The sequence below is a fragment of the Shewanella sp. SR44-4 genome (assembly GCF_014163715.1).
Taxonomy (GTDB): Bacteria; Pseudomonadota; Gammaproteobacteria; order Enterobacterales; family Shewanellaceae; genus Shewanella.
This window is the reverse complement of sequence record NZ_JACJDU010000012.1, coordinates 26,996-50,609: the sequence shown is the minus strand read 5'-3', so window position 1 is coordinate 50,609 and position 23,614 is coordinate 26,996. Positions and strand designations below refer to the sequence as shown.

Annotated in this window: 24 protein-coding genes; 18 read left to right on the top strand and 6 right to left on the bottom strand. The window is 42.4% G+C overall.

Annotation, left to right across the window (positions count from 1 at the left end):
- The first annotated feature begins 123 nt into the window (after window positions 1–123).
- The 9 genes from H5125_RS07915 to H5125_RS07875 all read left to right on the top strand — a co-directional run bounded on the left by H5125_RS07915 (window position 124) and on the right by H5125_RS07875 (window position 9,340).
- Window positions 124–1,245: a bifunctional tRNA (adenosine(37)-C2)-methyltransferase TrmG/ribosomal RNA large subunit methyltransferase RlmN gene (locus tag H5125_RS07915; protein ID WP_011636587.1), complete on the top strand. Its 1,122-nt coding sequence runs from the start codon at window positions 124–126 to the stop codon at window positions 1,243–1,245.
- A 31-nt stretch (window positions 1,246–1,276) separates the two neighbouring features.
- Window positions 1,277–2,062 (top strand): type IV pilus biogenesis/stability protein PilW, encoded by a 786-nt coding sequence (gene pilW / locus H5125_RS07910; protein ID WP_101085522.1) that lies wholly within the window; start codon window positions 1,277–1,279, stop codon window positions 2,060–2,062.
- Window positions 2,062–3,039, top strand: coding sequence for a RodZ domain-containing protein (locus H5125_RS07905; protein ID WP_182743950.1), 978 nt, complete (start codon window positions 2,062–2,064; stop codon window positions 3,037–3,039). Before pilW ends, H5125_RS07905 begins: the two co-directional genes overlap by 1 nt.
- Window positions 3,040–3,070: 31 nt before the next feature.
- Window positions 3,071–4,186 carry a flavodoxin-dependent (E)-4-hydroxy-3-methylbut-2-enyl-diphosphate synthase gene (gene ispG, locus H5125_RS07900; RefSeq protein WP_101085518.1) on the top strand — a complete coding sequence of 372 codons (1,116 nt, stop codon included), beginning with the start codon at window positions 3,071–3,073 and terminating at the stop codon, window positions 4,184–4,186.
- 95 nt (window positions 4,187–4,281) lie between these two features.
- The gene (gene hisS, locus H5125_RS07895; protein ID WP_162022604.1) at window positions 4,282–5,556 is read left to right on the top strand and encodes a histidine--tRNA ligase; all 1,275 of its coding nucleotides are present in this window, start codon (window positions 4,282–4,284) and stop codon (window positions 5,554–5,556) included.
- A gap of 26 nt (window positions 5,557–5,582) precedes the next feature.
- A complete protein-coding gene (locus H5125_RS07890) occupies window positions 5,583–6,203 on the top strand; it encodes a tetratricopeptide repeat protein (RefSeq protein ID WP_182743949.1) in 621 nt (206 codons plus the stop codon).
- A 12-nt stretch (window positions 6,204–6,215) separates the two neighbouring features.
- Complete coding sequence (gene bamB / locus H5125_RS07885) at window positions 6,216–7,451, top strand: outer membrane protein assembly factor BamB (protein ID WP_182743948.1); 1,236 nt, start codon at window positions 6,216–6,218, stop codon at window positions 7,449–7,451.
- 103 nt (window positions 7,452–7,554) lie between these two features.
- Window positions 7,555–9,021, top strand: a complete 1,467-nt coding sequence (gene der, locus H5125_RS07880) for a ribosome biogenesis GTPase Der (RefSeq protein ID WP_101085510.1) — start codon at window positions 7,555–7,557, stop codon at window positions 9,019–9,021.
- Window positions 9,022–9,130: 109 nt separating this feature from the next.
- Window positions 9,131–9,340: a DUF3565 domain-containing protein gene (locus tag H5125_RS07875; RefSeq protein WP_101085508.1), complete on the top strand. Its 210-nt coding sequence runs from the start codon at window positions 9,131–9,133 to the stop codon at window positions 9,338–9,340.
- A 16-nt stretch (window positions 9,341–9,356) separates the two neighbouring features.
- Here H5125_RS07875 and H5125_RS07870 read toward each other — a convergent pair whose 3' ends face one another.
- Complete coding sequence (locus tag H5125_RS07870) at window positions 9,357–9,758, bottom strand: hypothetical protein (RefSeq protein ID WP_182743947.1); 402 nt, start codon at window positions 9,756–9,758, stop codon at window positions 9,357–9,359.
- Window positions 9,759–9,894: 136 nt separating this feature from the next.
- Here H5125_RS07870 and H5125_RS07865 point away from each other — a divergent pair, with 136 nt between their 5' ends.
- From H5125_RS07865 to H5125_RS07835, 7 genes are all read left to right on the top strand, one after another.
- A complete protein-coding gene (locus H5125_RS07865) occupies window positions 9,895–10,461 on the top strand; it encodes a cytochrome b/b6 domain-containing protein (RefSeq protein ID WP_101085505.1) in 567 nt (188 codons plus the stop codon).
- Window positions 10,462–10,575: 114 nt separating this feature from the next.
- The gene (locus H5125_RS07860) at window positions 10,576–11,088 is read left to right on the top strand and encodes a TlpA disulfide reductase family protein (protein ID WP_242445093.1); all 513 of its coding nucleotides are present in this window, start codon (window positions 10,576–10,578) and stop codon (window positions 11,086–11,088) included.
- 4 nt (window positions 11,089–11,092) lie between these two features.
- Window positions 11,093–11,332, top strand: a complete 240-nt coding sequence (locus tag H5125_RS07855; protein WP_162022608.1) for a DUF4266 domain-containing protein — start codon at window positions 11,093–11,095, stop codon at window positions 11,330–11,332.
- Window positions 11,323–12,621: a DUF3570 domain-containing protein gene (locus tag H5125_RS07850; protein ID WP_162022609.1), complete on the top strand. Its 1,299-nt coding sequence runs from the start codon at window positions 11,323–11,325 to the stop codon at window positions 12,619–12,621. The genes H5125_RS07855 and H5125_RS07850 overlap by 10 nt, the downstream gene beginning before the upstream one ends.
- Window positions 12,622–12,677: 56 nt before the next feature.
- Window positions 12,678–13,574 (top strand): FAD:protein FMN transferase, encoded by an 897-nt coding sequence (locus H5125_RS07845; protein ID WP_182743946.1) that lies wholly within the window; start codon window positions 12,678–12,680, stop codon window positions 13,572–13,574.
- Window positions 13,575–13,590: 16 nt separating this feature from the next.
- Window positions 13,591–14,250: a response regulator transcription factor gene (locus H5125_RS07840; protein WP_162022611.1), complete on the top strand. Its 660-nt coding sequence runs from the start codon at window positions 13,591–13,593 to the stop codon at window positions 14,248–14,250.
- Window positions 14,251–14,336: 86 nt separating this feature from the next.
- Window positions 14,337–15,740, top strand: a complete 1,404-nt coding sequence (locus H5125_RS07835) for an ATP-binding protein (RefSeq protein ID WP_182743945.1) — start codon at window positions 14,337–14,339, stop codon at window positions 15,738–15,740.
- Window positions 15,741–15,845: 105 nt separating this feature from the next.
- Here H5125_RS07835 and H5125_RS07830 read toward each other — a convergent pair whose 3' ends face one another.
- From H5125_RS07830 to H5125_RS07815, 4 genes are all read right to left on the bottom strand, one after another.
- Window positions 15,846–17,360, bottom strand: a complete 1,515-nt coding sequence (locus H5125_RS07830; protein WP_182743944.1) for a DUF3300 domain-containing protein — start codon at window positions 17,358–17,360, stop codon at window positions 15,846–15,848.
- A 179-nt stretch (window positions 17,361–17,539) separates the two neighbouring features.
- A complete protein-coding gene (locus H5125_RS07825; RefSeq protein WP_101085491.1) occupies window positions 17,540–18,868 on the bottom strand; it encodes an ATP-binding protein in 1,329 nt (442 codons plus the stop codon).
- The gene (locus H5125_RS07820) at window positions 18,861–19,544 is read right to left on the bottom strand and encodes a response regulator transcription factor (protein WP_182743943.1); all 684 of its coding nucleotides are present in this window, start codon (window positions 19,542–19,544) and stop codon (window positions 18,861–18,863) included. Before H5125_RS07820 ends, H5125_RS07825 begins: the two co-directional genes overlap by 8 nt.
- Before the next feature lie 3 nt (window positions 19,545–19,547).
- Window positions 19,548–19,904: a PepSY domain-containing protein gene (locus H5125_RS07815; protein WP_242445092.1), complete on the bottom strand. Its 357-nt coding sequence runs from the start codon at window positions 19,902–19,904 to the stop codon at window positions 19,548–19,550.
- A gap of 341 nt (window positions 19,905–20,245) precedes the next feature.
- Here H5125_RS07815 and H5125_RS07810 point away from each other — a divergent pair, with 341 nt between their 5' ends.
- Both H5125_RS07810 and H5125_RS07805 read left to right on the top strand, forming a co-directional pair.
- Window positions 20,246–21,127, top strand: coding sequence for a choice-of-anchor H family protein (locus tag H5125_RS07810; protein ID WP_182743942.1), 882 nt, complete (start codon window positions 20,246–20,248; stop codon window positions 21,125–21,127).
- A gap of 102 nt (window positions 21,128–21,229) precedes the next feature.
- Window positions 21,230–21,907 carry an OmpA family protein gene (locus H5125_RS07805; protein WP_162022615.1) on the top strand — a complete coding sequence of 226 codons (678 nt, stop codon included), beginning with the start codon at window positions 21,230–21,232 and terminating at the stop codon, window positions 21,905–21,907.
- A 252-nt stretch (window positions 21,908–22,159) separates the two neighbouring features.
- Here H5125_RS07805 and xseA read toward each other — a convergent pair whose 3' ends face one another.
- Entirely contained in the window at window positions 22,160–23,500 is a 1,341-nt protein-coding gene (xseA, locus tag H5125_RS07800; RefSeq protein ID WP_101085484.1) for an exodeoxyribonuclease VII large subunit, read from the bottom strand.
- Between the last annotated feature and the right edge of the window lie 114 nt (window positions 23,501–23,614).

Here is a 23,614-nt window from a genome sequence, read left to right as displayed (position 1 = left end):
GAAGGCCATATAGCCTGCAGTAATACTAACATATCACTAGATGCAGATATACTGGCTAAAACGTGATGCTAACTGTATAATTCGCCGCCCTGTTACAGGTTTTGGTGTTTTGAGGTTAGGCGAATGAGTGTAAAGAAAATCAATTTATTAGATCTTGATCGTAAAGGACTACGGGCGTTGTTCAGTGAGATGGGCGAAAAACCGTTTCGTGCCGATCAGTTAATGAAGTGGGTTTATCACTTTGGTGTTACTGACTTTGAAGAAATGAACAACATAAACAAAGTGTTGCGTACCAAACTTGCAGCGAAGTGTGAAATTGTTGCGCCTGAAATTGCGAGTTTTCAAAAGTCGAATGATGGCACTATTAAATTTGCTATCAATGTTGGCCAAGGCCAAGAAGTTGAAACCGTATATATTCCTGAAGAAGACCGCGCGACCTTGTGTGTATCGTCACAAGTCGGCTGCGCTTTAGAATGTACCTTCTGCTCAACGGGCCAACAAGGTTTTAACCGTAATTTAACGGTATCTGAAATTATTGGCCAAGTTTGGCGTGTATCGCAATTTTTAGGTTTCCATAAAGACACTGGCGATCGACCAATTTCTAACGTAGTGATGATGGGGATGGGTGAGCCTTTGCTGAACCTTGCTAACGTGATCCCTGCGATGGATATTATGCTGGATGATTTTGGCTTTAGTTTATCTAAACGTCGAGTGACGTTATCAACCTCTGGTGTAGTACCTGCACTTGATAAATTAGGTGACGCCATTGATGTCGCATTAGCGGTAAGTATTCACGCACCAAATGATGAACTGCGCGATGTGTTGGTTCCAGTTAATAAAAAATATCCATTACAAGAATTTTTAGCGGGTATTCGTCGTTATTTAGAAAAGTCTAATGCAAATCGCGGCCGCGTGACGGTTGAATATGTCATGCTTGATCATATTAATGACAGCACAGACCAAGCGCATGAACTTGCGATTCTAATGAAAGATACTCCATGTAAGATTAACTTAATTCCGTTTAACCCGTACCCTGGTTCTCCTTACGGTCGTTCTTCTAACTCACGCATAGATCGTTTTTCTAAAGTGTTGATGGAACACGGCCTAACTGTGATTGTTCGTAAAACTCGTGGTGATGATATTGATGCTGCTTGTGGCCAACTAGCTGGCGATATTCGTGATAGAACAAAGCGTTTAGCAAAAAAACAAATGCAACAGAATCAGATTTCAGTCACAATGGAATAACTCGTTGTTTGCATAGATAATAGGCTTATAAATGAAGCACGGAATGCAAAAGGTTGTTCTGATTACTTTAGTGGCTTTGTCCGTCACTGCTTGTGTTACTGAGCGTACTTACAGTGGTACTGATACCCCTGTAGCAGAGCGTCGGTTTGATAAGCAGGGGGCCGCTAGAGAACGAATGCAACTTGGGTTAACTTATCTAAATCGTGGGAATAGTGAACAAGCCAAGTACAATTTAAATAAAGCTGTTGAATATGCACCGAATATCAGTGAAGTTCATATGGCAATGGCTTATTATTATCAAACAGTTGGTGATATAGAGCGAACAGAAGAGTCATATAAAAAAGCCATTAGCTTGAGTGATGTTACTGGTGATGCACGGAATAACTTTGGGGTGTTTTTGTGTCAGCAAAATAATTTTGTTGAGTCTGAGAAAATGTTTCTTGCGGCGATTGAAACACCTAAATATACCCGTACCGCATCGAGTTATGAAAACTTAGGCGTATGCAGCCGTAAAGCCGGTGATAAAGAAAAAGCGCGACAGTATTTTAATATGGCGTTAAAGTATGATCAAAGACGTAAAGTAACGTTATTAGAATTAACCGAGTTAGCCATGGAAGATGCTGACTACGGCAATGCGCGCGAACAACTCGCAAGATACCATCGAGTTGCTAGCGAATCAGCAGAAAGTTTAGCCTTAGGGATTAAGATTGAGCGGGCGGCGAATGATATAGAAGCCGTAAAACGATTTGGCATTTTACTTATTGCTAAGTTTCCTGCATCTCCACAAGCCAAAAATTATAGAGCTAACTTGAATTAATGACTAAAGAATTCGAAGTAGAACAAGACGTAGAAGAAACGTCATTGTTAAAGGATGTTGTTACTGCTGGCGCCATTTTAAAAGCGGCTCGCGAAGCAAAGGGACTCTCAATTGAGACCGTAGCAACCCAATTGCATTTACGTCCCAAGATTATCAATGATCTTGAAAATGACATTTTTGTTAATATTGCCTCCACCACATATGTTAGAGGTTATATTAAAAATTATGCCCGTGTTGTGAGTGCTGACATTAACCAAATTCAACAATGCTTAAGCCATCAGTTGCCTGAAATTGTTGCGCCTGCAATGCAAAGTTTTTCACGTAAAACGACTCATCAAGCTCGTAATAGTCGTCTTAATTTAGTGACTTATCTTATCGTTGCCGTATTGATTGCCATGTTAGTGTTGTGGTGGGTACAGAAATCATCGTTACTAACCAATGTTGATTTATCGCAGCCTACCGTTGAAGAGATTGCTGCTGAAAGCAACATGCCTGAACCGCAACAGATCATTCGAAGTGGCTCAGTGCAATCTACTGCTAATGATGTAGGTAACGAAGGCAATGATAGTGCAACAGATTCGGCTAACAAGGCAGCAATAGAAGCCGAAGATAAGCTAATTCAAACGGCACAAGATGCAGCCAGTACTGCACAACAATTAGCGGCTAGCAGCAGTGTTACAACTGCTAGTACTGAATCTTCATCAACAACAGAAACCAGTTTAGCCAGTGGCGAAAGTGTGTTAACCATTGAGCTTACCGGTGATTGCTGGGTTAACGTGACTGATGCAAACGGCAAAGTGATGGTTGATGGCGTGAAGAATTCGGCACAACGAATTGAAGTTCGTGGAATAAAACCTTTTAAAGTGATTCTGGGTGCTCCTCAAGTAGCCAGCATCAGCCTCGATGGCAATAATGTCAGTTTAGCTGAGTTTGCCAACGGTCGAGTTGCAAGATTAACCCTGCCTAAAGCGTCATAATGCTTTAGCAACAGCAGTAGAGCATATTTGCATGTATAACGAATCCCCAATTATTCGCAGACCATCAACACGTATCTATGTGGGCAATGTCCCTATTGGTGATGGTGCACCGATTGCTGTTCAATCGATGACGAATACTAAAACTACCGATGTTGCGGCCACCGTGGCGCAAATTCTAGCATTAGAAAAAGTGGGCGCTGATATTGTACGTATTTCAGTACCGACAATGGATGATGCTGAAGCCTTTAAAATTATCAAACAGTCTGTCAATGTGCCATTAGTGGCCGATATTCATTTCGATTATCGTATCGCGCTTAAAGTGGCCGAATACGGTGCAGATTGCCTGCGTATTAACCCAGGTAATATTGGTAATGAAGAACGCATTCGCAGTGTGGTTGAGTGCGCCCGCGATAAAAACATTCCCATCCGTATCGGAGTGAATGGTGGCTCGCTTGAAAAAGACTTAATGGACAAATATCGTGAACCAACGCCTGAAGCATTATTTGAATCAGCGATGCGTCATGTGGATATTTTGGACCGTTTGAATTTCGATCAATTTAAAGTCAGCGTTAAAGCGTCAGATGTATTCCTGGCTGTCGCATCATACCGTCTGCTGGCTAAACAAATTCGTCAACCGTTACATTTAGGTATTACCGAAGCCGGTGGGATGCGTGCGGGTTCAGTTAAATCAGCTGTCGGTTTAGGCATGTTATTAGCTGAAGGCATTGGTGATACTTTACGTATTTCGTTAGCGGCCGATCCGGTTGAAGAAATTAAAGTTGGTTTTGATATTTTAAAGTCGCTACGTATTCGTAGCCGTGGCATTAACTTTATTGCTTGTCCTTCTTGTTCGCGCCAAGAGTTTGATGTGATTAGTACCGTCAATGAACTCGAACGTCGTCTTGAGGACATTACCACTGCAATGGATGTGTCTATTATTGGTTGCGTAGTCAACGGTCCAGGTGAAGCGTTAGTGGCTGATATCGGCTTAACTGGCGGCCATGCTAAGAGCGGTTATTATGATGACGGAGTGCGTCAAAAAGAGCGCTTTGACAATAAAAATATTGTCGATGGTTTAGAAGCAAAAATCCGCGCTAAAGCCAGCATGATGGCTAATCGCATCGCGATAATCGATAAAACTGAATAATCTTAATCCTGTGCATGGCAACCAAGAGTTGCCGATGTTGAGGGTATATTTACATTTTATTAGCGCAAGCTAATCAAGAAGTGGACACGTTAACAGTGGCAAAGCAAATCCAAGCTATTCGTGGAATGAATGATATTCTGCCTACTCAAAGTCCTTTATGGCAAAAAGTCGAAGCTGTATTGCGCTCATCAGTTAGTGCATTTGGTTACAGTGAAATTCGTACTCCTATTGTAGAAAGTACCGATCTTTTTAAACGCTCTATTGGTGAAGTGACCGATATTGTTGAAAAGGAAATGTACACCTTTGAAGATCGTAACAGTGACAGCTTAACCTTACGCCCTGAAGGCACAGCCTCAACAGTGCGTGCGGGTAACGAACATGGTCTGCTTTACAATCAAGAACAACGTTTATGGTATATGGGACCCATGTTTCGCCATGAGCGCCCGCAAAAAGGTCGTTACCGTCAATTCCACCAGTTTGGCGTTGAAGTTTACGGCATTGCTAGCGCCGATATTGATGCTGAAGTATTAATGTTATCTGCCCGTTTATGGGACTTGTTAGGCATTAAAGAACACGTGGCACTTGAGCTTAATACTTTAGGCGATCCGGCTGAACGTGCAGCTTACCGTGATGCCTTAATTGCATTCTTAGAGCAGCACAAAGACAAGTTAGATGAAGATAGTCAACGTCGCATGTATTCCAATCCATTGCGAGTGCTAGACAGTAAAGATCAGCAAGTGCAGGCTCTTTTAGCTGATGCTCCCGCATTGATGGACTATCTTGGTGAAGAGACCAAGACACATTTTTCAACTTTATGTGAACTCTTAGACGCTGTTGGTATCCAATACACCATTAATCCGCGTTTAGTCCGTGGTTTAGATTATTATAACCGCACTGTATTTGAATGGGTTACCACTAGCCTGGGCTCTCAAGGTACAGTATTGGCGGGTGGGCGCTATGACGGCTTAGTCGGCCAACTTGGTGGTAAAGATACCCCAGCTGTTGGTTTTGCAATGGGCCTTGAGCGTATTGTACTATTGCTTGAAACACTTGAGTTAACCAGTGATATTGCCCCAGAAGTTGACGTTTATGTCACTGCAATGGGTGAAAATTGCGTCGTTGAAGCCATTAAAGTGGCTCAAGAGTTGCGTCAACAGTTACCAACACTTAAAGTCATGAGCCATTGCGGTGGTGGCAACTTTAAAAAGCAAATGAAACGTGCCGATAAAAGTGGTGCTCAGTTTGCGTTAATTATTGGTGAAAACGAAATGGCTAATAGCCAAGTCGCTATTAAACCGCTAAGAACAAACGATGAACAACAATTGGTTACGCGTAGTGAACTCGTAGCTAAAATTGCAGAACTGATTTAAGAACAGATTTTAAAGGGGAAGTGCAAGTGGAAATTTATAGCACAGAAGAACAACAAGTAGATGCTATCAAGCAGTTCTGGAAAGATTATGGTACCTCAATTATTGTGGGTGCCGTAGTAGGCCTTGGCGGTCTATATGGTTGGAACGAATATTCAGACATGAAAGTGGCGGCGGCTGAAGAAGCTTCAGAGTCGTTTCAGTCTATCGTGACACAGTCGGCTAACCCTGCTGCGTTATTGGTTCAGGCAGAAAGCTTTGCATCAGAACATGATCAGCAAGGTTATCAAGCATTGCTTGAATTGATGGTAGCAAAGTCAGCGGTTGAAGCGGGTGATTTAGCTAAAGCTGAAGCCTCATTTACTAAGATAATTGCTGCCCAACCAGGTTCTGGTTTGGGTATGGTAGCGATGATTCGTTTAGCACGTATTCAAGCAGAACAAAACAATATAGGCATGGCGTTAGCGACGTTAGATCAAGTGACTGATAAAGCATTTGCTTCACAACGTGAAGAATTGAAAGGCGACTTTTTAGTGCGTCAAGGTGATTTGGATAAAGCCAAATCAGCTTATCAAGCAGCAGTGGATAATGGTGGCGCGTTAGCCAGTCCAGCGCTGACCATGAAATTAGACAATCTAAACAAGGCATAAGGAATTTAGCCGATGAAGTCGTGGTGTAAAAATCTACTTGCCGTTGGGTTAAGTGTTGCTCTTATGTCTGCTTGTTCTTCAAGTGATGTTGAAGAAGAGCCAGTGAGTGAATTAGTTGATATACAAGCAACCGTGTTTCCTGAGATTACTTGGGATACCAGTGTCGGCGACGGTGTAGGGGATTATTACTCTCAACTTCGTCCTACCGTTCGTTACGGCAAGGTGTTTGTCGCCGATCGTAGCGGTATTGTGGTTGCCTTTGATGAAGCAACCGGTGATGAGCTTTGGAAAAAAGACTTCAATGATGTCTTTGAAGATAAGCTTGAAACCAAAACCAAGGGTATTCTTTTAGCTGCAGGTGTTACCGCTGCACGTAATAAAGTGTTTGTTGGTGGCGAAACCGGTTTATTGGTTGCGCTTGACGAAGCAACGGGTGACGTTGTGTGGTCTGCGCAAGCAAATGGCGAGTTATTATCGGCACCAACAGTGGCAGAAGATGTTGTCGCGGTAAATACCAGTAAAGGCGCATTTGAAGCATTTGATATCGATAATGGTAAAAAGTTATGGACCTATGAAATGCAACTGCCAAATCTTACCTTAAGAGGTACAGGTTCTGCTGCGTATGAAGCGGGCGGTTTCTTTTTGGGAACAGCTGACGGTAAAGTCGCAGTTGTCGTTAAAAGTAATGGCCAAGCAGCTTGGGAACAAGCCGTTTTTAGTCCAACCGGTGCAAATGAGTTTACCCGGATGGCTGATATTGATATGACGCCATTAATACTGGGCGAAAATCTGTATGTTGCTAGTTACAATGGTAACTTAGTCTCTATGGAACTTCGTAGCGGTCGCGTAGTTTGGTCGCGTAAATATTCAAGCTTTAATGATTTAGCCGCTGCAGGTATTAGCCTGTATTTGGTCGATGATCATAGCCGTATTTACTCTGTCGATCGCCGTAATGGTTTAGAGTTATGGAGCACTTCAGTCCTTAAAAACCGTGAGTTAACAGCCCCTGCAGTAATTGATAATTATATTGTTGTCGGTGACTTTGAAGGTTACTTGCATTTTATTGACCGTAACAGCGGCGATATAGTTGGCCGAGTTCAAGTTGATAGTGATGGATTATATGCCCAACCTTTAGTGGTGGGTGACAAAATCTATGTTCAAGGCCGTAGCGGCAAAGTCGCGATTGTTACGTTGAACAAAGAAGAGCAAATGAATGTTGAGGAAGATACTGAAACTGATGCGGAATAAGTCATAGCACTATTTTTGCGTTAATTAAGGTATAATGTCCTTACTAGAGCCCCTGGAAGCGTTCCGGGGGCTTTTTATTGAAAAGTTTTTTAGAGGCAAAATCATGATCCCTGTTGTGGCCCTTGTAGGGCGACCGAATGTCGGCAAATCGACATTATTTAACCGTCTTACTCGTACTCGTGATGCGTTAGTCGCTGATTTCCCAGGTTTAACACGTGACCGTAAGTACGGCCGTGCATTTTTAGCTGGCTACGAGTTTATCGTTGTTGATACTGGCGGTATTGATGGCAGCGAAGAAGGGATCGAAACCAAAATGGCTGAACAGTCATTGGCCGCGATTGAAGAAGCTGACGTCGTATTATTTATGACCGATGCTCGTGCTGGTATGACCGCTGCCGATTTAGCGATTGCTCAGCATTTACGTAGCCGTGATAAAGTCACTTTTGTGGTTGCCAACAAAGTTGATGGTATTGATGCCGATTCAGCTTGTGGTGAATTTTGGTCTCTAGGTTTAGGTGAAGTCTATCAAATGGCTGCCGCGCAAGGTCGTGGTGTAACCAACATGATTGACTACGCACTAACGCCTTATGCCGAAGCTATGGGTATTGTTCGCGAACTCGACGAAGAAGGCGAGCAAGTTGAACGTGAATATACTGAAGAAGAAGCGGAAGCAGAACAAGAACGCCTACAAAACTTACCGATTAAGCTCGCCATTATTGGTAAGCCTAACGTGGGTAAATCAACACTGATTAACCGTATCCTCGGCGAAGAACGTGTCGTCGTTTATGACGAGCCAGGTACCACTCGTGACAGTATTTACATTCCAATGTCACGCGAAGGTAGAGAGTACGTGTTAATTGATACTGCTGGTGTTCGACGTCGCAGTAAAGTAAATGAAGTTATCGAGAAATTCTCGGTAATTAAAACCTTGAAAGCGGTTGAAGATGCTAACGTAGTATTATTAGTTATCGATGCACGCGAAGGTATTGCAGAGCAAGATCTTGGTTTATTAGGTTTTACCTTAAACGCAGGCCGTGCATTGGTGATTGCGATAAACAAGTGGGACGGTATTGATCAAAAAGTCAAAGACCGTGTTAAAAGCGAACTTGATCGCCGTTTAGGCTTTATCGATTTTGCTCGTATTCACTTTATTTCGGCATTACATGGCACTGGCGTTGGTCATTTATATGAGTCAATTGAAGAAGCCTACGACAGTGCGACACGTCGCGTAAGTACATCAATGCTAACGCGCGTTATGCAAATGTCGCAAGATGATCACCAACCACCATTGGTGAATGGTCGTCGTGTGAAGCTTAAATATGCTCACGCTGGCGGTTATAATCCACCAATCGTGGTTATTCATGGTAACCAAGTTAAGAAACTACCTGATTCGTATAAGCGCTATATGATGAACTATTTCCGTCGTTCATTAAAAGTAGTCGGTACGCCAATTCAGTTACGTTTCCATGAAGGTTCTAACCCGTTTGAAGGTAGAACTGAGAAGTTGACTGTGGGTCAAGAGCGTCGTCGTAAGCGTGCAATGAGCCACATTCGCGATCGTACTAAGTAACCTCGTTGTTATTTAAGTTACTTATTACTCAAAAAGCCTGACTTGTTCAGGCTTTTTTGTAGGTGTTTACCGTCTATTAGAATTGGTATTAAAGATTGGGTGAACTAGGATGCAGCAAAAAATTACCGGTTATCATTTGGATGAAGAACATCATTGGGTGGCAGAATTAGGTTGCGGCCATTTTCAACATGTACGCCATAATCCACCTTGGACTGTTCGCCCTTGGGTAATGACAGTAGAAGGTCGGCAACAGCAATTAGGAATGATCCTTATTTGTAAAAAATGCGATGTCGCGGCACCGCCAGATAGTCTCGGTTAAATTGAGTTTACCTATCTTAATACGTTAAATCACCAGTGGCTCGACACCACCATAAATACGCGGCAATGTAAGTACATATCATGCTGTCCATTACCATTGATAACCAAAAACCATCGACAAAATCTTGATTGGCATGACTCAATACCAAGCTAACAAAAAACAGCTTTTCAATGAGCGCAATGCAAAACAGCGGTTTTATCCAAGCTGAACGGAACATTGCAATAAAAAAACTGCATCCAACCATTAATACCATAAATCCCCAATGCTGAATAAATATTGTGTCACTGGAGTGATAGGCTAACTGGTTAAGGTTTTCGACAGCCCACTGTGGGAATAAAGTATAAAGTCCGCCCAATGAAGTTCCTAAACCTGCAAGGAATAACGCCATTTGTCGGGTATTGTGCAGAAAATGAGTCATGTGTGAGTTCGTTCAAAGTTATTTTATCGCCATAGTGTCATGTTTTAGATTCTTTTTCGATTATTGTTATCCATAAGTGATTGTTAAGATTCCGGCGTGATAATGGCCCCATCATCGCAATCCTACCGAGGTTTATATGCAAACACAGACAACTTATCCATTATTCCATCGTCTTATTCATTGGGGGTTGGCCTTGACCATGATGGTGATGTTATTAACCGTATTACTAAGGCTTGGGTGGATGGAAAAAAACCATATGGCCGCCATAATTCACCAAGGCTTAGCGAAATTAGATGTCATTATTACCGATAAACAAGCGGTGAGCATTGCTAAAAGTATTCGTGGCGTTATGTTCCAGTGGCATATTTATTTTGGCTATGCGGTGGGCGTATTTGTTTTTGCTCGGTTTGTTTATATGGCTAAATTTGGTCTGCATTATCCGTCGCCTTTTTCGCGCCAAGCTACGACAAAGCAAAAGTTTCAGGCATGGGTGTATTGGGTATTTTATGCTGGCATAGCGTTCTCTGTAATAACAGGTTTGTTACTCAAGTTTGGTCCAGAGGCAATAGAAGAACAGGCTGAAACAATTCATAAGTTGGCACTGTGGTATTTCATCCCTTTTATAAGTTTACATTTAGCAGGGATTTTAGTGGCCGAGTCTGGTAACGATAAAGGCATCGTGTCGAAAATGATTGGAGGCTAATGTTATTTTCTTTTTTTAATGGCATAAATTGTCTTTACGATATCTTTACAATGCTTAAGTGAATCTTAAGATTGGTGGACTATGTTGTTTGCAATATGTTTATTAGGTGAAAATATGATGTCAATTGGGTTATTTTGTCATTTTCGTAACATTAAGTTTATAGCGTTAAGTTTAGCGATAGGGTTAGGTGTTAATGCCCAAGCTCAAGCTGCTCCGTCATTAGAACATGATGTGTTAGATCAACAAGGCGCAAGTGTCAGTCTGCAACAATTTGCTGGCAAAGTGGTTTATGTCGATTTTTGGGCGTCTTGGTGTGCTCCATGCCGTAAATCATTTCCGTGGATGAATGCCATCCAGGCTAAATATCAACAGCAAGGTTTAGAGGTAGTCGCAATTAACCTTGATGTTGATACCGCATTAGCCCATGAGTTTTTGAGCAAACTGCCGGCAAAATTTAATCTTCGTTTTGACCCTGAAGGTGATATTGCCCAAGCCTTTGAGTTACAAGGTATGCCAAGTAGCTTTTTGTTCAATCGTAAAGGTGAATTAGTGCAAACTCACATGGGTTTTTTTACCGAAAACATTCCCGCCTATGAACAAGAAATCCAAATGTTGTTACAGGAGTAAATTGATGACAAAAGCATTTTATCAACCCTTTGCCAAAGCTGTGGTGGCATTAGCCATTGTCAGTAGTTTGGTTGGCTGTTCGAACTTAGGTGTACAACCTTGGGAAAAAGATCAATTAGCCCGTGCTGATATGGCGTTGAACAGCGAAAAACTTGATCTCGCGTTAGATGACCATATTTATTTTAGTAAAGAAGGTACTAGTGGTGGTCGCTCATTAGCGGGCGGAGGTTGTGGATGCAACTAACATCTAAGCAAAGTATTGCCAGTGCGTTGGCATTAGCAAGCTGTAGTTTATTAAGCCAACAGGCCAGTGCAGCAGAACCGATTCCTGCCAATGATGATTGGAAGGTTGATGCTGCCATTATGTATTATGGCGAGCAAGACCGGGTTCAAGCTGCAGAAGCGATTGGTAATGTACAAAAAGCCTTTGGTGACAGTTCGTTATTGGACCTTAAAATTGTGGTCGACAGTTTAACTGGTGCATCAGCTTCTGGTGCAGTGGCTCAAAGTGACAGTCAAACTTTCACGCGTCCGTCAGGTGATGGCCAATATACTGTCAGTGCTGGCGAAACACCGCTGGATGATACCTTTCATGATACTCGTGTTCAGCTTAGCGCTAACTGGCAAGAAGTGCTTAATCAAGATTGGACCGGTAACGTAGGTGTGTACGGTTCAAAAGAGTTTGATTATCTTTCGATGGGCATTAACGCGGGTCTTGAACGTAGTTTTAATAAAAATAACACTACATTGTCGTTATCGGGGGCATTTACCAATGATGTGGTTGACCCTGTTGGCGGTCGTCCTGTGGCAATGTCAGAAATGGTGTTTCGTGGCGATTATGCCAGTGATGCCGATTATCAAGCAGCCTTTGATCAAACGCGTTTAGCGGGTGATGATACTAAACAAACCAGTGATATTATGTTTGGTGTGACTCAGATTATTAATCGTAATTGGTTGATGCAAGCTAACTATGGTTTATCAAGTGTGTCAGGTTACATGACCGACCCGTATAAGATCCTTAGTGAGGTCGATGTTAACGGTCAAACACAAGCTTACCGTTACGAAAATCGTCCAGACTCACGCCTTAAGCATAGTGTGTTTTTACTCACCAAAGGTGCATTGGATTCTGGCGTAGTCGATTTTTCATATCGCTATAGTACTGATGATTGGGATATTCAATCGCATACTTTAGAAACGCATTACCGATATAATTTTAGTCCAACTATGTACGCACAATTGCACTTACGTTATTACCAGCAGCAAGCAGCTGAGTTTTATCAACCATTCTTGATGAGTGGCGATGCAATACCAGAGTATGCCAGCGCCGATTATCGCATTGGTGATATGACGGCTTACACCATAGGACTTAAATTTGGCCAGCGTTTATCGGGTGGCCATGAATTAAGTTATCGTATTGAGTATTATCAGCAAAATCCTGAAAATAATGGTACTGAGATACCTGGTCAGCTACAAAACTACGATTTATTCCCAGCGGTGAAAGCGATAGTAGCTCAAGTGAGTTATTCGTTTTAAGATGAATGTGTCATCAATAAACAGAGTAATTTAACTTGCTTGAACCACTAACAACAATGTCAAAAGCCCCAAAAGTGATGAGCTTACAGCCTCGTCCTTGGGGCTTTTTAGGTTCATTTAATGCTATGGCTAGCCCATGTGAATTATTAATGGCAGTTGATGACGAGTATATTGCGAGGCAAATGCTGACTATTGCTTATGACGAAGCAAAGCGTATAGAACATAAATTCAGCCGTTTTATTGAAGCTAACGTGGTGTGGCAGTTAAATCATGCCCAAGGTGAAACGACCCCGATTGATGCCGAGACAGTGCATTTATTGCAATTTGCTCAACAATGTTTTCAATTAAGTGAATCAGCATTTGATATCAGTGCCTGTCCATTAATGGCGTTATGGCGTTTTGATGGTAACCATCGTGTGCCGTTACAAACGGACATTGATGCTGCTTTGCTTAAGGTGGGTTTTGCTCGTATTGCATTGACGGATAAGACCGTCTGTATGCCTGCAGACATGAGTGTCGACTTTGGCGGTATCGGTAAGGAATATGCGGTGGATCGCACCGCACAAATATTAGCGAGTCGTTGGCCAAAGCAATCGGTATTAGTCAACTTTGGTGGTGATATTGCTTGCCCGATCACCAAAATCGATGGCTGGCAGGTGGGGATTGAAAACCCTCATAATCTTGATAACGCTGCGGCACTGTTAACCATTCGCCAGGGGGCGTTAGCCACTAGTGGTACTACTCGGCGCTATATAGAGGTGGACGGTAAACGTTATGGGCATATTATTAATCCTAAAAAGGGTTACCCTGTAGAGCAAGCGCCATTATCGGTCACTGTGCTGGCGCCCAATTGTGTTATGGCTGGAATGTTGGCCACAATGTCGATGCTAAAAGGACCGGATGCTGAAGGTTTTTTACAGCAACAAGGTGTCGATTTTAAGGTGTTTCGTTAATGAATAAGGGTACTGAATGCGGGTGTTATTAGTAGAAGATAATAAGTTGTTAGCACAAGGCATCGTAATGAGCTTAGCTAAATCAGGTATTCAGGTCGATCATTTAGCATCATATAATCAAGCCCAAATCGCCTTAGGAAATGAAGATTTTAGCGCCATTATTCTCGATTTAAGTTTACCCGACGGCAATGGTGCAGACTTATTAAAACAGTGGCGTAAAAATGGTATCTCATTACCTATTATTGTGTTGACCGCAAATACAGATTTTGACACCCGCTTAATGTGTTTAGATATTGGTGCTGATGATTATTTAAGTAAGCCTTTTGATGTGAGGGAATTAATTGCTAGGCTTAAGGCGATTATTCGACGTCAACATGGCCTAGATAATAACCAATTTAGCTATGGTGCTCTCAACATCGACTTTGCCCGTTGTGAAGTGCATTTTCGCGATGTGTTAGTGTCGCTTTCACGCCGTGAATATCAATTGTTACTCGAATTTGCTCAATCAGCAGGTCGCGTGTTAACCCGTAATCAACTTGAACAGCTAACTTATGGCTGGGATGAAGTGGGCAGCAACTCGATTGAAGTGCATATTCATCATCTACGTAAAAAAACGGCCACTGAGCTGATCAAAACCGTGCGCGGTATAGGCTATATTTTAACTGAAACGGTATAGCTTTATTATGAGTTAGATAGGGTAGATGAAGTAAATGCTGGGCAGCCAAACAGCGACTTAATTACACTTAATACAATAAGGATATTATGTTTTCATTACGATTATTATTAAGTTTGATTATGCTGGTGGGGATTGTTCTTACGGTAACTTTTTCGAGCATACTCAGTACGCGTGATGCTATGCATGAAGTCGAAGAATTGTTTGATGCGCAGATGGTGCAAACCGCCAAAATGTTGGAACAGTTTTATGTCGAACATTTAACAGAAGCTCAACTGGCACAATTGCTCCAGCAGCCAAGTTTGTTCCATGTTGCGGATTCAAAAATAGAAACCTTTGCTGATCAATCTAATCCTGTCACCTTGTCTTATGAGCATAAATTATCATTTCAATTACTGTCCAGCTCGGGGCAGTTACTCGCGTATTCTGATAGTTCTGGCGAGCAACAACTAACCAATTTCATCCAAGGCTATGACACTCGTAGCATCGATAATGAGTTATGGCATGTGTACAGCTTTTTCTCATCGTCGCATCAGGTATGGATTGTAACCGCACAGCGTGATGATGTTCGACGAGAGATCGTGTCATTAATTATCAGCAACACTTGGCGCTCGCCGTTAATCATTACTCCCATTATGATGTTTTTCATGTTGTTGTTAACTTATTACTTATTTAAACCGGTTAAGTTATTAGAACGTCATTTAGATAACCGCTCAGCCCAAGACCTAACTCCTATCAATTTCACTTTACCGAAGGAGTTAGCATCAACGCAAAAAGCCCTTAACGGCTTCTTGCTGCGCATTAGCGAGACGATGATCCGTGAACGTCGTTTTAGTGCCGATGCCGCCCATGAACTTAAAACGCCATTAGCGATTATTAAGTTACACAGCGATGGCTTAAGCGATGTATTGTCTGGCCAAATGCCACAAATTCAGCAGGCAACGTTGCCATATATAGAAGCCATAGGCGAGGGTGTAAACCGCATTAGCCATACAGTGGAGCAGCTGTTGTTGTTATCACGAGTGGATGCGATAGAGGCGTTAAATAAAACCGATTGTAAGCTACAAGATATTATTGAGAATGTGATAAATCAGCTAGTACACGTCATTGCCGATTACGAGTGGTATATCGTTGTTCCTAAAGATATGAACATTAATGCCGATCCGTTTTACATCGAATTAGTACTGAAAAATATTATCGAAAATGCCTGTAAATACAGTCCTAAAGAATCCTTAATAACCATTAAGGTTACTCAGGACGAGCAACAGACAAAAATTTATGTGCTTGATCAAGGCCGGGGCATGTCAGATGAGGAAATCAGCTTAGCCAAAAACCGCTTTTATCGTGTTGATGAAAACGCTTCACATGGTGCGGGTTTAGGCTTATCAATTTGTCAGCATATTATCAGTTTACATCATGGTGAATTGACTTTTAGCCGAGTAGAACCTCATGGCTTAAATGTCTGTATTGTATTACCCCATGCTCAGGTTTAGCGTGAATACTGGCAATTTTATTGATTTTATATAGACAAAAAACAACATGAGAGACAAGACCTACTCATGTCGTTTTTTGTTGTAGTTCGCGGCTTTTTTTACTGTTTACTGTCTTTCTCTAGACTGTTTTTCTCTTGAAGGTCCGGTGTCTCTTGACTGGCTTGCACGGCGTGATGATGCATTATCACGTTGCTGACTCATTGATCGCGAAGCTTGCTGAGGCGTTGATCGAGTTGTTTCGCGAACTTGCTGCTTTTGTGGTTCACTCCTGCGTATTTGTTTCACTTGCTGTTGTGGATTGCGCATCGCGTTAACTTGCGGCTGGCGCGATGTTTCAACTCGAGTGTTACGTTGAGCTTGTTGTAATTCTTGAGTGCGCGGCTTGCTTGTTATGTTCGCCACTGGTTTTGTCTCATACTTAGTTTGGGCCACATCGCGTTGACGACTGTAGTTTGACTTCATCGGCTCACCTTTGCGCTCAAATGATTTTACTTGTGCTGCTGGTTGACGTTGCTGGCTTAACTCGCGTTTTAGCTTGCTACTTTTGTGCTCAATCGGCTCATTGCGGCCTACACTTCTTAACGTTGATTTGTCACTACGCTTATCCTGCTTGCTGCTATGGTTTATGTCTTTATGCTGATCATTCACCTTGGTGGAATAATGACGAGGTTCATTGGCTTGCTGGCGTTTGGCTTCGCGTGAATAACTTACCTGCTTGTTACGTTTCTCATAATGGCCATTATAACGTTTGCTGATCACTTGGCTGTGGTAAGCCACACCTTTGCGATGCTTAGGTTTATGTTGCCAATGTTGGGCACCATGGCTGTAGCTTATTTTTCGTGGTGTGTAGTAACGGTAGTTTTGACGTACTGGTACCGCAATTACACGGCGATCATGCCAATGAAAACCACTAAAAAAGAAGTTAAAGCTAATACGTACTCCGCTATCCCAGTAAATAGCACTGTGGTTAGGGCGATAATGTACATAAGCAGGTGCATTCCAATAAACCGGTGGATAACGATTCCAGCGCCAGTTGCCATAAACGATACGGCTGTCGTAATAAGGCACGTAAACAATTTCTGGGCGAACTGATTCAATAATAATCCGGCGCTCAACCCGCGACACTTTTACTTGCTCAAGGTCGGCTAAGTTGTTGGCTTCATCAGCTTGTTGTCTTAATGATTGAATGGTGTCTAGCATGCGGCCTTCATCTTGCAAAAAGGCATCGCCTACGCTTTGAGTCCACGCTAAATCATCATTTAAACGCTGCAATACATTGGGAAATGCTACCAAGGCTTTGACACTTGGGTCCCAGTCTTGCGACTCTACCTCGGTCATAATTTGGTTGGTGTCGCGGTTACCTTGGTTTGATAACCAGCGTTTGGCTTGGACAATTTCTAATGGGTACGTTGACGCAATTAATATGTGGGTTAATAAACTGTCTGGATATAGCGCTATTGGCGCGAGCATTTGTGCCAACTCAGCATCACTCACCACATCATCTTCTGCTGTATAAGTGTATGAATTAGTTGGTTGCGCCGCGTGCACATTGGTTAATGGCATACAGACCAAGGCTAAGGCGAGCAATGCCTGAGCGGGTACGTGAATGGCTTTTTTCATGTTATCTCCAGCGTCATTGATGACTGTTAGGTTCATCATAACGGGCCGAAGATGAACATAAGCTGAAAGCTCATAACGGAAGTTAATACGCTAGAACTATGCGAGAGGAGTAAGCAAGAGCAATAAGCTAGATAGATAAACTAAACAAATAGTATATAGCGGCAATCTAAAGCAGGTGTTTATTGTTGGAAAGTAAACTCAAATTGAGCGCCACCCAATGATGCCGATTGGCCAACAGTAAGTTTGCCGTGATAACTGTCGACAAGGTCTCTAACGATTGCCAGCCCGATCCCGTGGCCTTGAGTGTAAGTGTCTGCACGGATCCCCCGTTCAAAAATATGTTGCTGTTTATCTTTCGGAATACCTTCACCATCATCTTCAATTGTCATGCACAGCTGACTATCTTGCTGTGTAAGGGTTAATGTCACTTTTGTTTTCGCGGCTTTGCAGGCATTGTCGAGCACATTACCAAGCATTTCTGTTAAGTCTGCTTCATCGCCTTTAAAGCGGGCTTGTTCGTTGGGGTGATACTCAATGGTGAGGTTTTGATGTTGGTATATCTTACTTAAGGTTCTGACTAATTTAACGGCAATACTGTCAACATTAACCCCTAAGTGCCAAGCACTGCCAGCCGCGCTTTGTGCCCGCTTTAGTTGGTAAGCAATAATTTGGTTTATACGGTTAATTTGTTCCATCGAGGCGTCGCTTAAGTCAGCTTGAGTTTGGATTACCGCTAAAGGTGTTTTTAAACTGTGGGCTAAATCGGCTAACGCATTACGGTAGCGTTTACGCTGATTTTGTTCGGTTTGTAATAAGGTGTTTAACTGTTGCGCTACTTTTTGCAATTCCACAGGGTAGCGGGTACTGAGTTGCATTGATGTGCCTTGTTCTACCGCACTGAGTTCTTGGCTAAATTGGCCTAAAGGTTTTAGGGTCCATAGCAACCAGCTGAGCTGTACAATAACCAATAAGGCGGTTAACACTAGCAACCAAGTCCATAAGGTGTTAGAAAACTTTTGGATTTGTTGTAGGTATTCTTGTTGGTTTTTTATAATGTGCAGCGTCATGGTAAAAGGCTGTTCGCTGGTGGCAAAACTCACGCTAAAACTGTATATCAACTGTGGCTTGTCATTAATCAATATCGAGTCGAAGGTACTTCTACCGGTTACGGGCTTGGGTAAGTTAATCGGGGTGTTGAGGCCGAGAAATGAGTTTGAGGTCCACAGTAGCTGATTATCTTTGGTGGTGATTAACGCATAAAGACCTGAACCAATCACATTGAATTGGTTTTCAAGTAAATGAGACGGCATTTGTAATTGGTTATCTTCCACTTCTGCCATGGCTAAAACAGAGTAAACATAGGCTTTTAACTGGTTTTTTGCCGCGACATTAATTTGGGTTTCAAAGGCGTTATTAACGGTTATGCCGATAATGGGCAATAATACCAAAATCAGTAATAACGCACTGATCACAATGCGGACTTTAAGCGAGCTGAGTAGTTTACGCATCAGGGTCTAATTGACGCAGTCGATAGCCCTGACCACGCAGTGTTTCAATTAATTGATATTGATTGTCGGGGTCGAGTTTTTTACGTAAACGACGGATAAACACTTCAATCACGTTGGAGTCTAAATCAAAATCCTGATCATAAATGTGTTCAATTAAACTACTTTTGGAATGTACCGACCCTGGGTGCAGCATCAGGTATTCAAATAGTTTGTACTCAGAACCACTAAGGTTAATTATTTGCAGGCTCTTTTTAATTTCTAAACTGCGGGTATTAATGCTAAAGGGACCATTTTGAATCACTGGACTGGCTTTACCTGCGGAGCGGCGAATTAATGCATTAATTCGTGCGACAAGTTCTTCAAGCTGAAACGGCTTACTCAAGTAATCGTCTGCGCCGGCATCTAAACCGACCACTTTATCTTGCCAACTGTCTCGAGCGGTTAAAATAATGATCGGGTAGCTAATGTCTTGCTCACGTAACTGACTGATTAATGACAAGCCATCAAGCTTAGGCAAACCGACGTCGATAATGGCGACATCGTATTGATATTCTTGAGCCTGAAATAAGCCTTCTTCACCATCGCTGGCGACATCAACAGTATATTGCGCGTCGATAAGGTGCTGTTTGATGTTTGCTTGTAGGGCTAAATCGTCTTCGACCAGTAATAATCTCATGAGCTAGTTCCTTGTAACCGAGCCATTGGTGGCATCGACTAACACATAAAAAATGACTCCATCATTGGTGAGTAATTTAATTCGATAACCAGGATGTCCATTGACGTTAGCTGATTGCACTTTTAATACTTTACCTGAATAACTTCGTTGAGCCATTTGTACAGCTTGTTGAGCGCTATTAACCACCAGATTACTGTTCTGCTGGTTATTGTTTTGACGATTATTATTGGGGCCTGGGGAGAACTGAGCACCTGCTGATGAATGTAATGCAGCAGCATAGGACGGCACTGAGCACGCTAGTGAAAGTACCGCTAACATCAGGCCTAACATGGTGGCATTTACGTTGAGCATACGCTGCATATTGTGTTCCCTAATAACCTCATTATTGCCAGTGTAAAAGATCCCTTTCTATATAGAAACATCTACTTAATCTTATTGAGTAAATAGCCGTAAGCGAAACATAAACGCCCGTAAGATATCAGTAAATGCCAATGTATCGATGATTTGACTTGGCAGTATAAGGGGTAGCAGATGAACATTAACTGAATGGTTTACCTCTATGGGATGTTTTCGCGGTATTGATTTATAACAGTGGCACTAAAGGGTAGCGATATCGGAAGTCTACCTTATTACTATGTTCAGCTTACGTTCATTTTGATTAGGGTTAAATGGCCTCAATATCAAGACTGTGAGGAACTAACATGAAACATAATACTGCCAAGACAGCCAATCTATCGACAATTAATACCCAGCTAAAATGGGGCGTAAGTTTATGTGTTGCTAGTGCACTCTGGTTAAGTTCGCCAACAGTACAAGGCGCCGAGCGGATCTCTGAACAAGCTTTTGGTACATACAGTCAAGCAAGAGTCATTAATCCGCAAACGCCAGAAACTGAAGCGGACAAGCAGGCTAGGGTGAGCGCTTTACATGAGCAAGCTAAGTTGCAAGGTACCGTTGCAACCCTGAATAAAAAAGTCACCCGTGAACAAGTGATGGCTAAAAATCAAAAAGCTGCCGCGACAACGGCCAACCAGCAACAACGAGCGTTGGCGCAGCAAAATCAAGTTGTTTATTACGACTTTTCTTTCTACGGTGCAGATTCAAGTTTATTTGATGACTATGATTATGATGGTTTTTATCAAACCTTTAGTGTGACCTTTGATGCTGATATTACCAGCAGTGCGGGCGACATTCAGGCTGATGTATTTGCCGAGTTATATTTAAGCCAAGATGGTGGGCCGTGGATCCATTATTACTCAACCGACGTATTCACCCTCCACGCAGATTCTAGTAATGATGATTACGAAGTGCTCACTACGTTAGCCAGTGGTTATCAAGCCGATCACTATGATGTGTTGATCGATTTATATGAGCTAGGTTATGCCGATCCGGTTGCGACAATAAGTAGTGATGAGTCGAATGCCTTATACGCGTTGCCACTTGAAAGTAGCGACCGTGATGCGGTTTATGTGGAAGAAATTTATATTGAAACTGAACATTCAGGCGGGGCGTTATCTTGGTTAAGTATTGGCTTACTCGCCGGAGTGATTGGGTTTCGTCGACGTTTGATTAATAAAATATAACGTAAAATTTATGCTTGTGTACCTTAGATCTACGTTAGAATGACGATTTTTGATTTTGTCAGTTTTTACTTATCCATATGGGATAAGTAGTTAGGAGTGTGTATGTCAGTAAAGTTAAATGCATCATTGTTATGCAGTTCATTAATCGGTTCGGCGCTGTTGTTGTCTGGTTGCCAATTACCTAATCCTTATACGGGCGAATCAGAAAATGCTAAAGCCACAAATGGCGCTATTATCGGTGGTCTTTCAGGCGCAGCCATTGGTGTACTTTCATCAAGCAAAAGCGACCGCGGTAAAGGTGCATTAATTGGTGCAGCATCTGGTGCGGCTCTTGGTGGTGGTATTGGTTATTACATGGATGTGCAAGAAGCAGAATTGCGTAAACAGTTAAAATCAACTGGCGTGAGTGTGACGCGCAACGGTGACAATATTGTACTGAACATGCCTAATGAAGTGACTTTTGCGGTTGATCAAACTGTCTTAAGTTCACGCGCTAAATCAGTGTTAAACAGTGTTGTATTAGTGGCTAAAGAATATGATGACACTCGCTTAAATGTGATTGGTTATACCGACAGTTCGGGTTCAGATTCTTATAACCTGCGTTTGTCACAAGTACGAGCGAGTGAAGTTGCGCAATATATGACGAGCCAGAAGGTTAGCGGTTCACGGGTATCTTCAACTGGTATGGGCGAGTCAAGCCCAATTGCCAGCAACTCTACCGAGCAAGGTCGTTCGCAAAATCGTCGTGTAGAAATTGTATTAACACCAATGGGTAAATAGTTTTATCCGTGAGTGTGGTTAACAAGCAATGCTTGTTGATCTTTAAATAAAAAAGCCATCGAAAGATGGCTTTTTTTGCTTAACCGATAACGGAGTTAGTGAACAATAATCTAGATGACTACATGTATTTGGCACAGATAATTTGGTATATATGGATGGTAAGTGATCTAAATAACAAGCATATATAATCGATAATCTATCTGTTTCACGTTACGTCTTTTTGCCACATTTCTATCATCGAAACCATGCTTGTTATTTAGTTGAAACATCTGTCACTGTTGAGGTGACACTTCCTTGCTTTAACCGAGTATGAATTACATCACCATTGCTTAATTGATTGGCATTTTCGATAACATGCTCATTGGTACTTGTGATTGAGTAACCTCGGCTCAAGGTTGCCAGCGGGCTGACGGTATCAAGTTTATGGGCGGCCTGTGAAACTCGTGATTCAGCCTGTTTAAAATAATCTTTACTGGCGTCGTTAAAGCGTTCAATTAAATACCCAAGCCGTTGTTTTTCTATGGTTAAGGTATTAATTGGTGAACGTTGTTGCAAGCGATTATGTAATTGCTGGTGGCGTAAGGTTAGGCGACTGAGTTTATGCTGTAAGGCATTTTCTAAGCGCATTTGCATTTCGTCAAATCGTTGTTCAAATTGCTGCAGTTTATGCTGCGGCTCATGGCGTTGAAGTTGGTGAGATAACTGAGTTAATCGTCCATACTGCTGCAATTGGTAATGTTTCATCCCTTGCTGTAAACGCGATAGCAATAGCGCCAACTTTTCAGCTTTATTGCCTTTGTCTTTCGATAATAATTCAGCACCGGCTGACGGCGTAGGGGCGCGTACATCGGCAACATAATCACTGATAGTGGTATCTATTTCATGGCCAACAGCGCTCACCACAGGCAGTGCGCTGTTGTAAATCGCATGGGCTAAATGTTCGCTGTTGAAGCACCATAAATCTTCTAACGAGCCACCACCACGGGTAAGCAACAGTACATCTACTTCCATGCGTTGATTGGCAGTAACAATGGCTTGGCAGATTAATTGACTGGCTGTAGCACCTTGAACTTGAGTGGGGTACACAACCACTTCGATTGAGGGATCTCGGCGTGCTAATACATGCAAGATGTCTCGCAACGCCGCACCCGTTGCCGATGTGATGACACCAATTCGTTGGATATTAGTTGGAATAGGGCGTTTGGTTTCTAGGGAAAATAGGCCTTCAGCGGCCAATTTTAGTTTTAATGCTTCAAATTCTTGTGCGAGTAGTCCATCACCTGCTGGCAACATTGACTCAAGTAGCAGCTGATAATCGCCACGAGGCTCGTAAACACTGATGGCGCCTTTAATCAACACTTGTTGACCATTGACGGGTTTAAAGCGCACAGATTGATTACGGCCCTTAAACATGGCACAGCGAACTTGTGAATGAGCGTCTTTTAAGGTGAGATACCAGTGCCCTGAACTTGGGGCCGAAAAGTTTGATATTTCACCATTTAGCCAAATTTTGCCGATTTGACCTTCAAGAATATGCCTCACTTCGCTATTTAATTGCGAAACACTATAAACATTGTTTTTTGTGGCACTCATGAGAGTTCTCATTCTAACGTTAATAAAAATCCATTTTCCATTTACCAACTGCAATATGCAAGGTATAATCTCGCCGCAATATTTCACCTCAAATCCTACTTACTAGGGAGATGT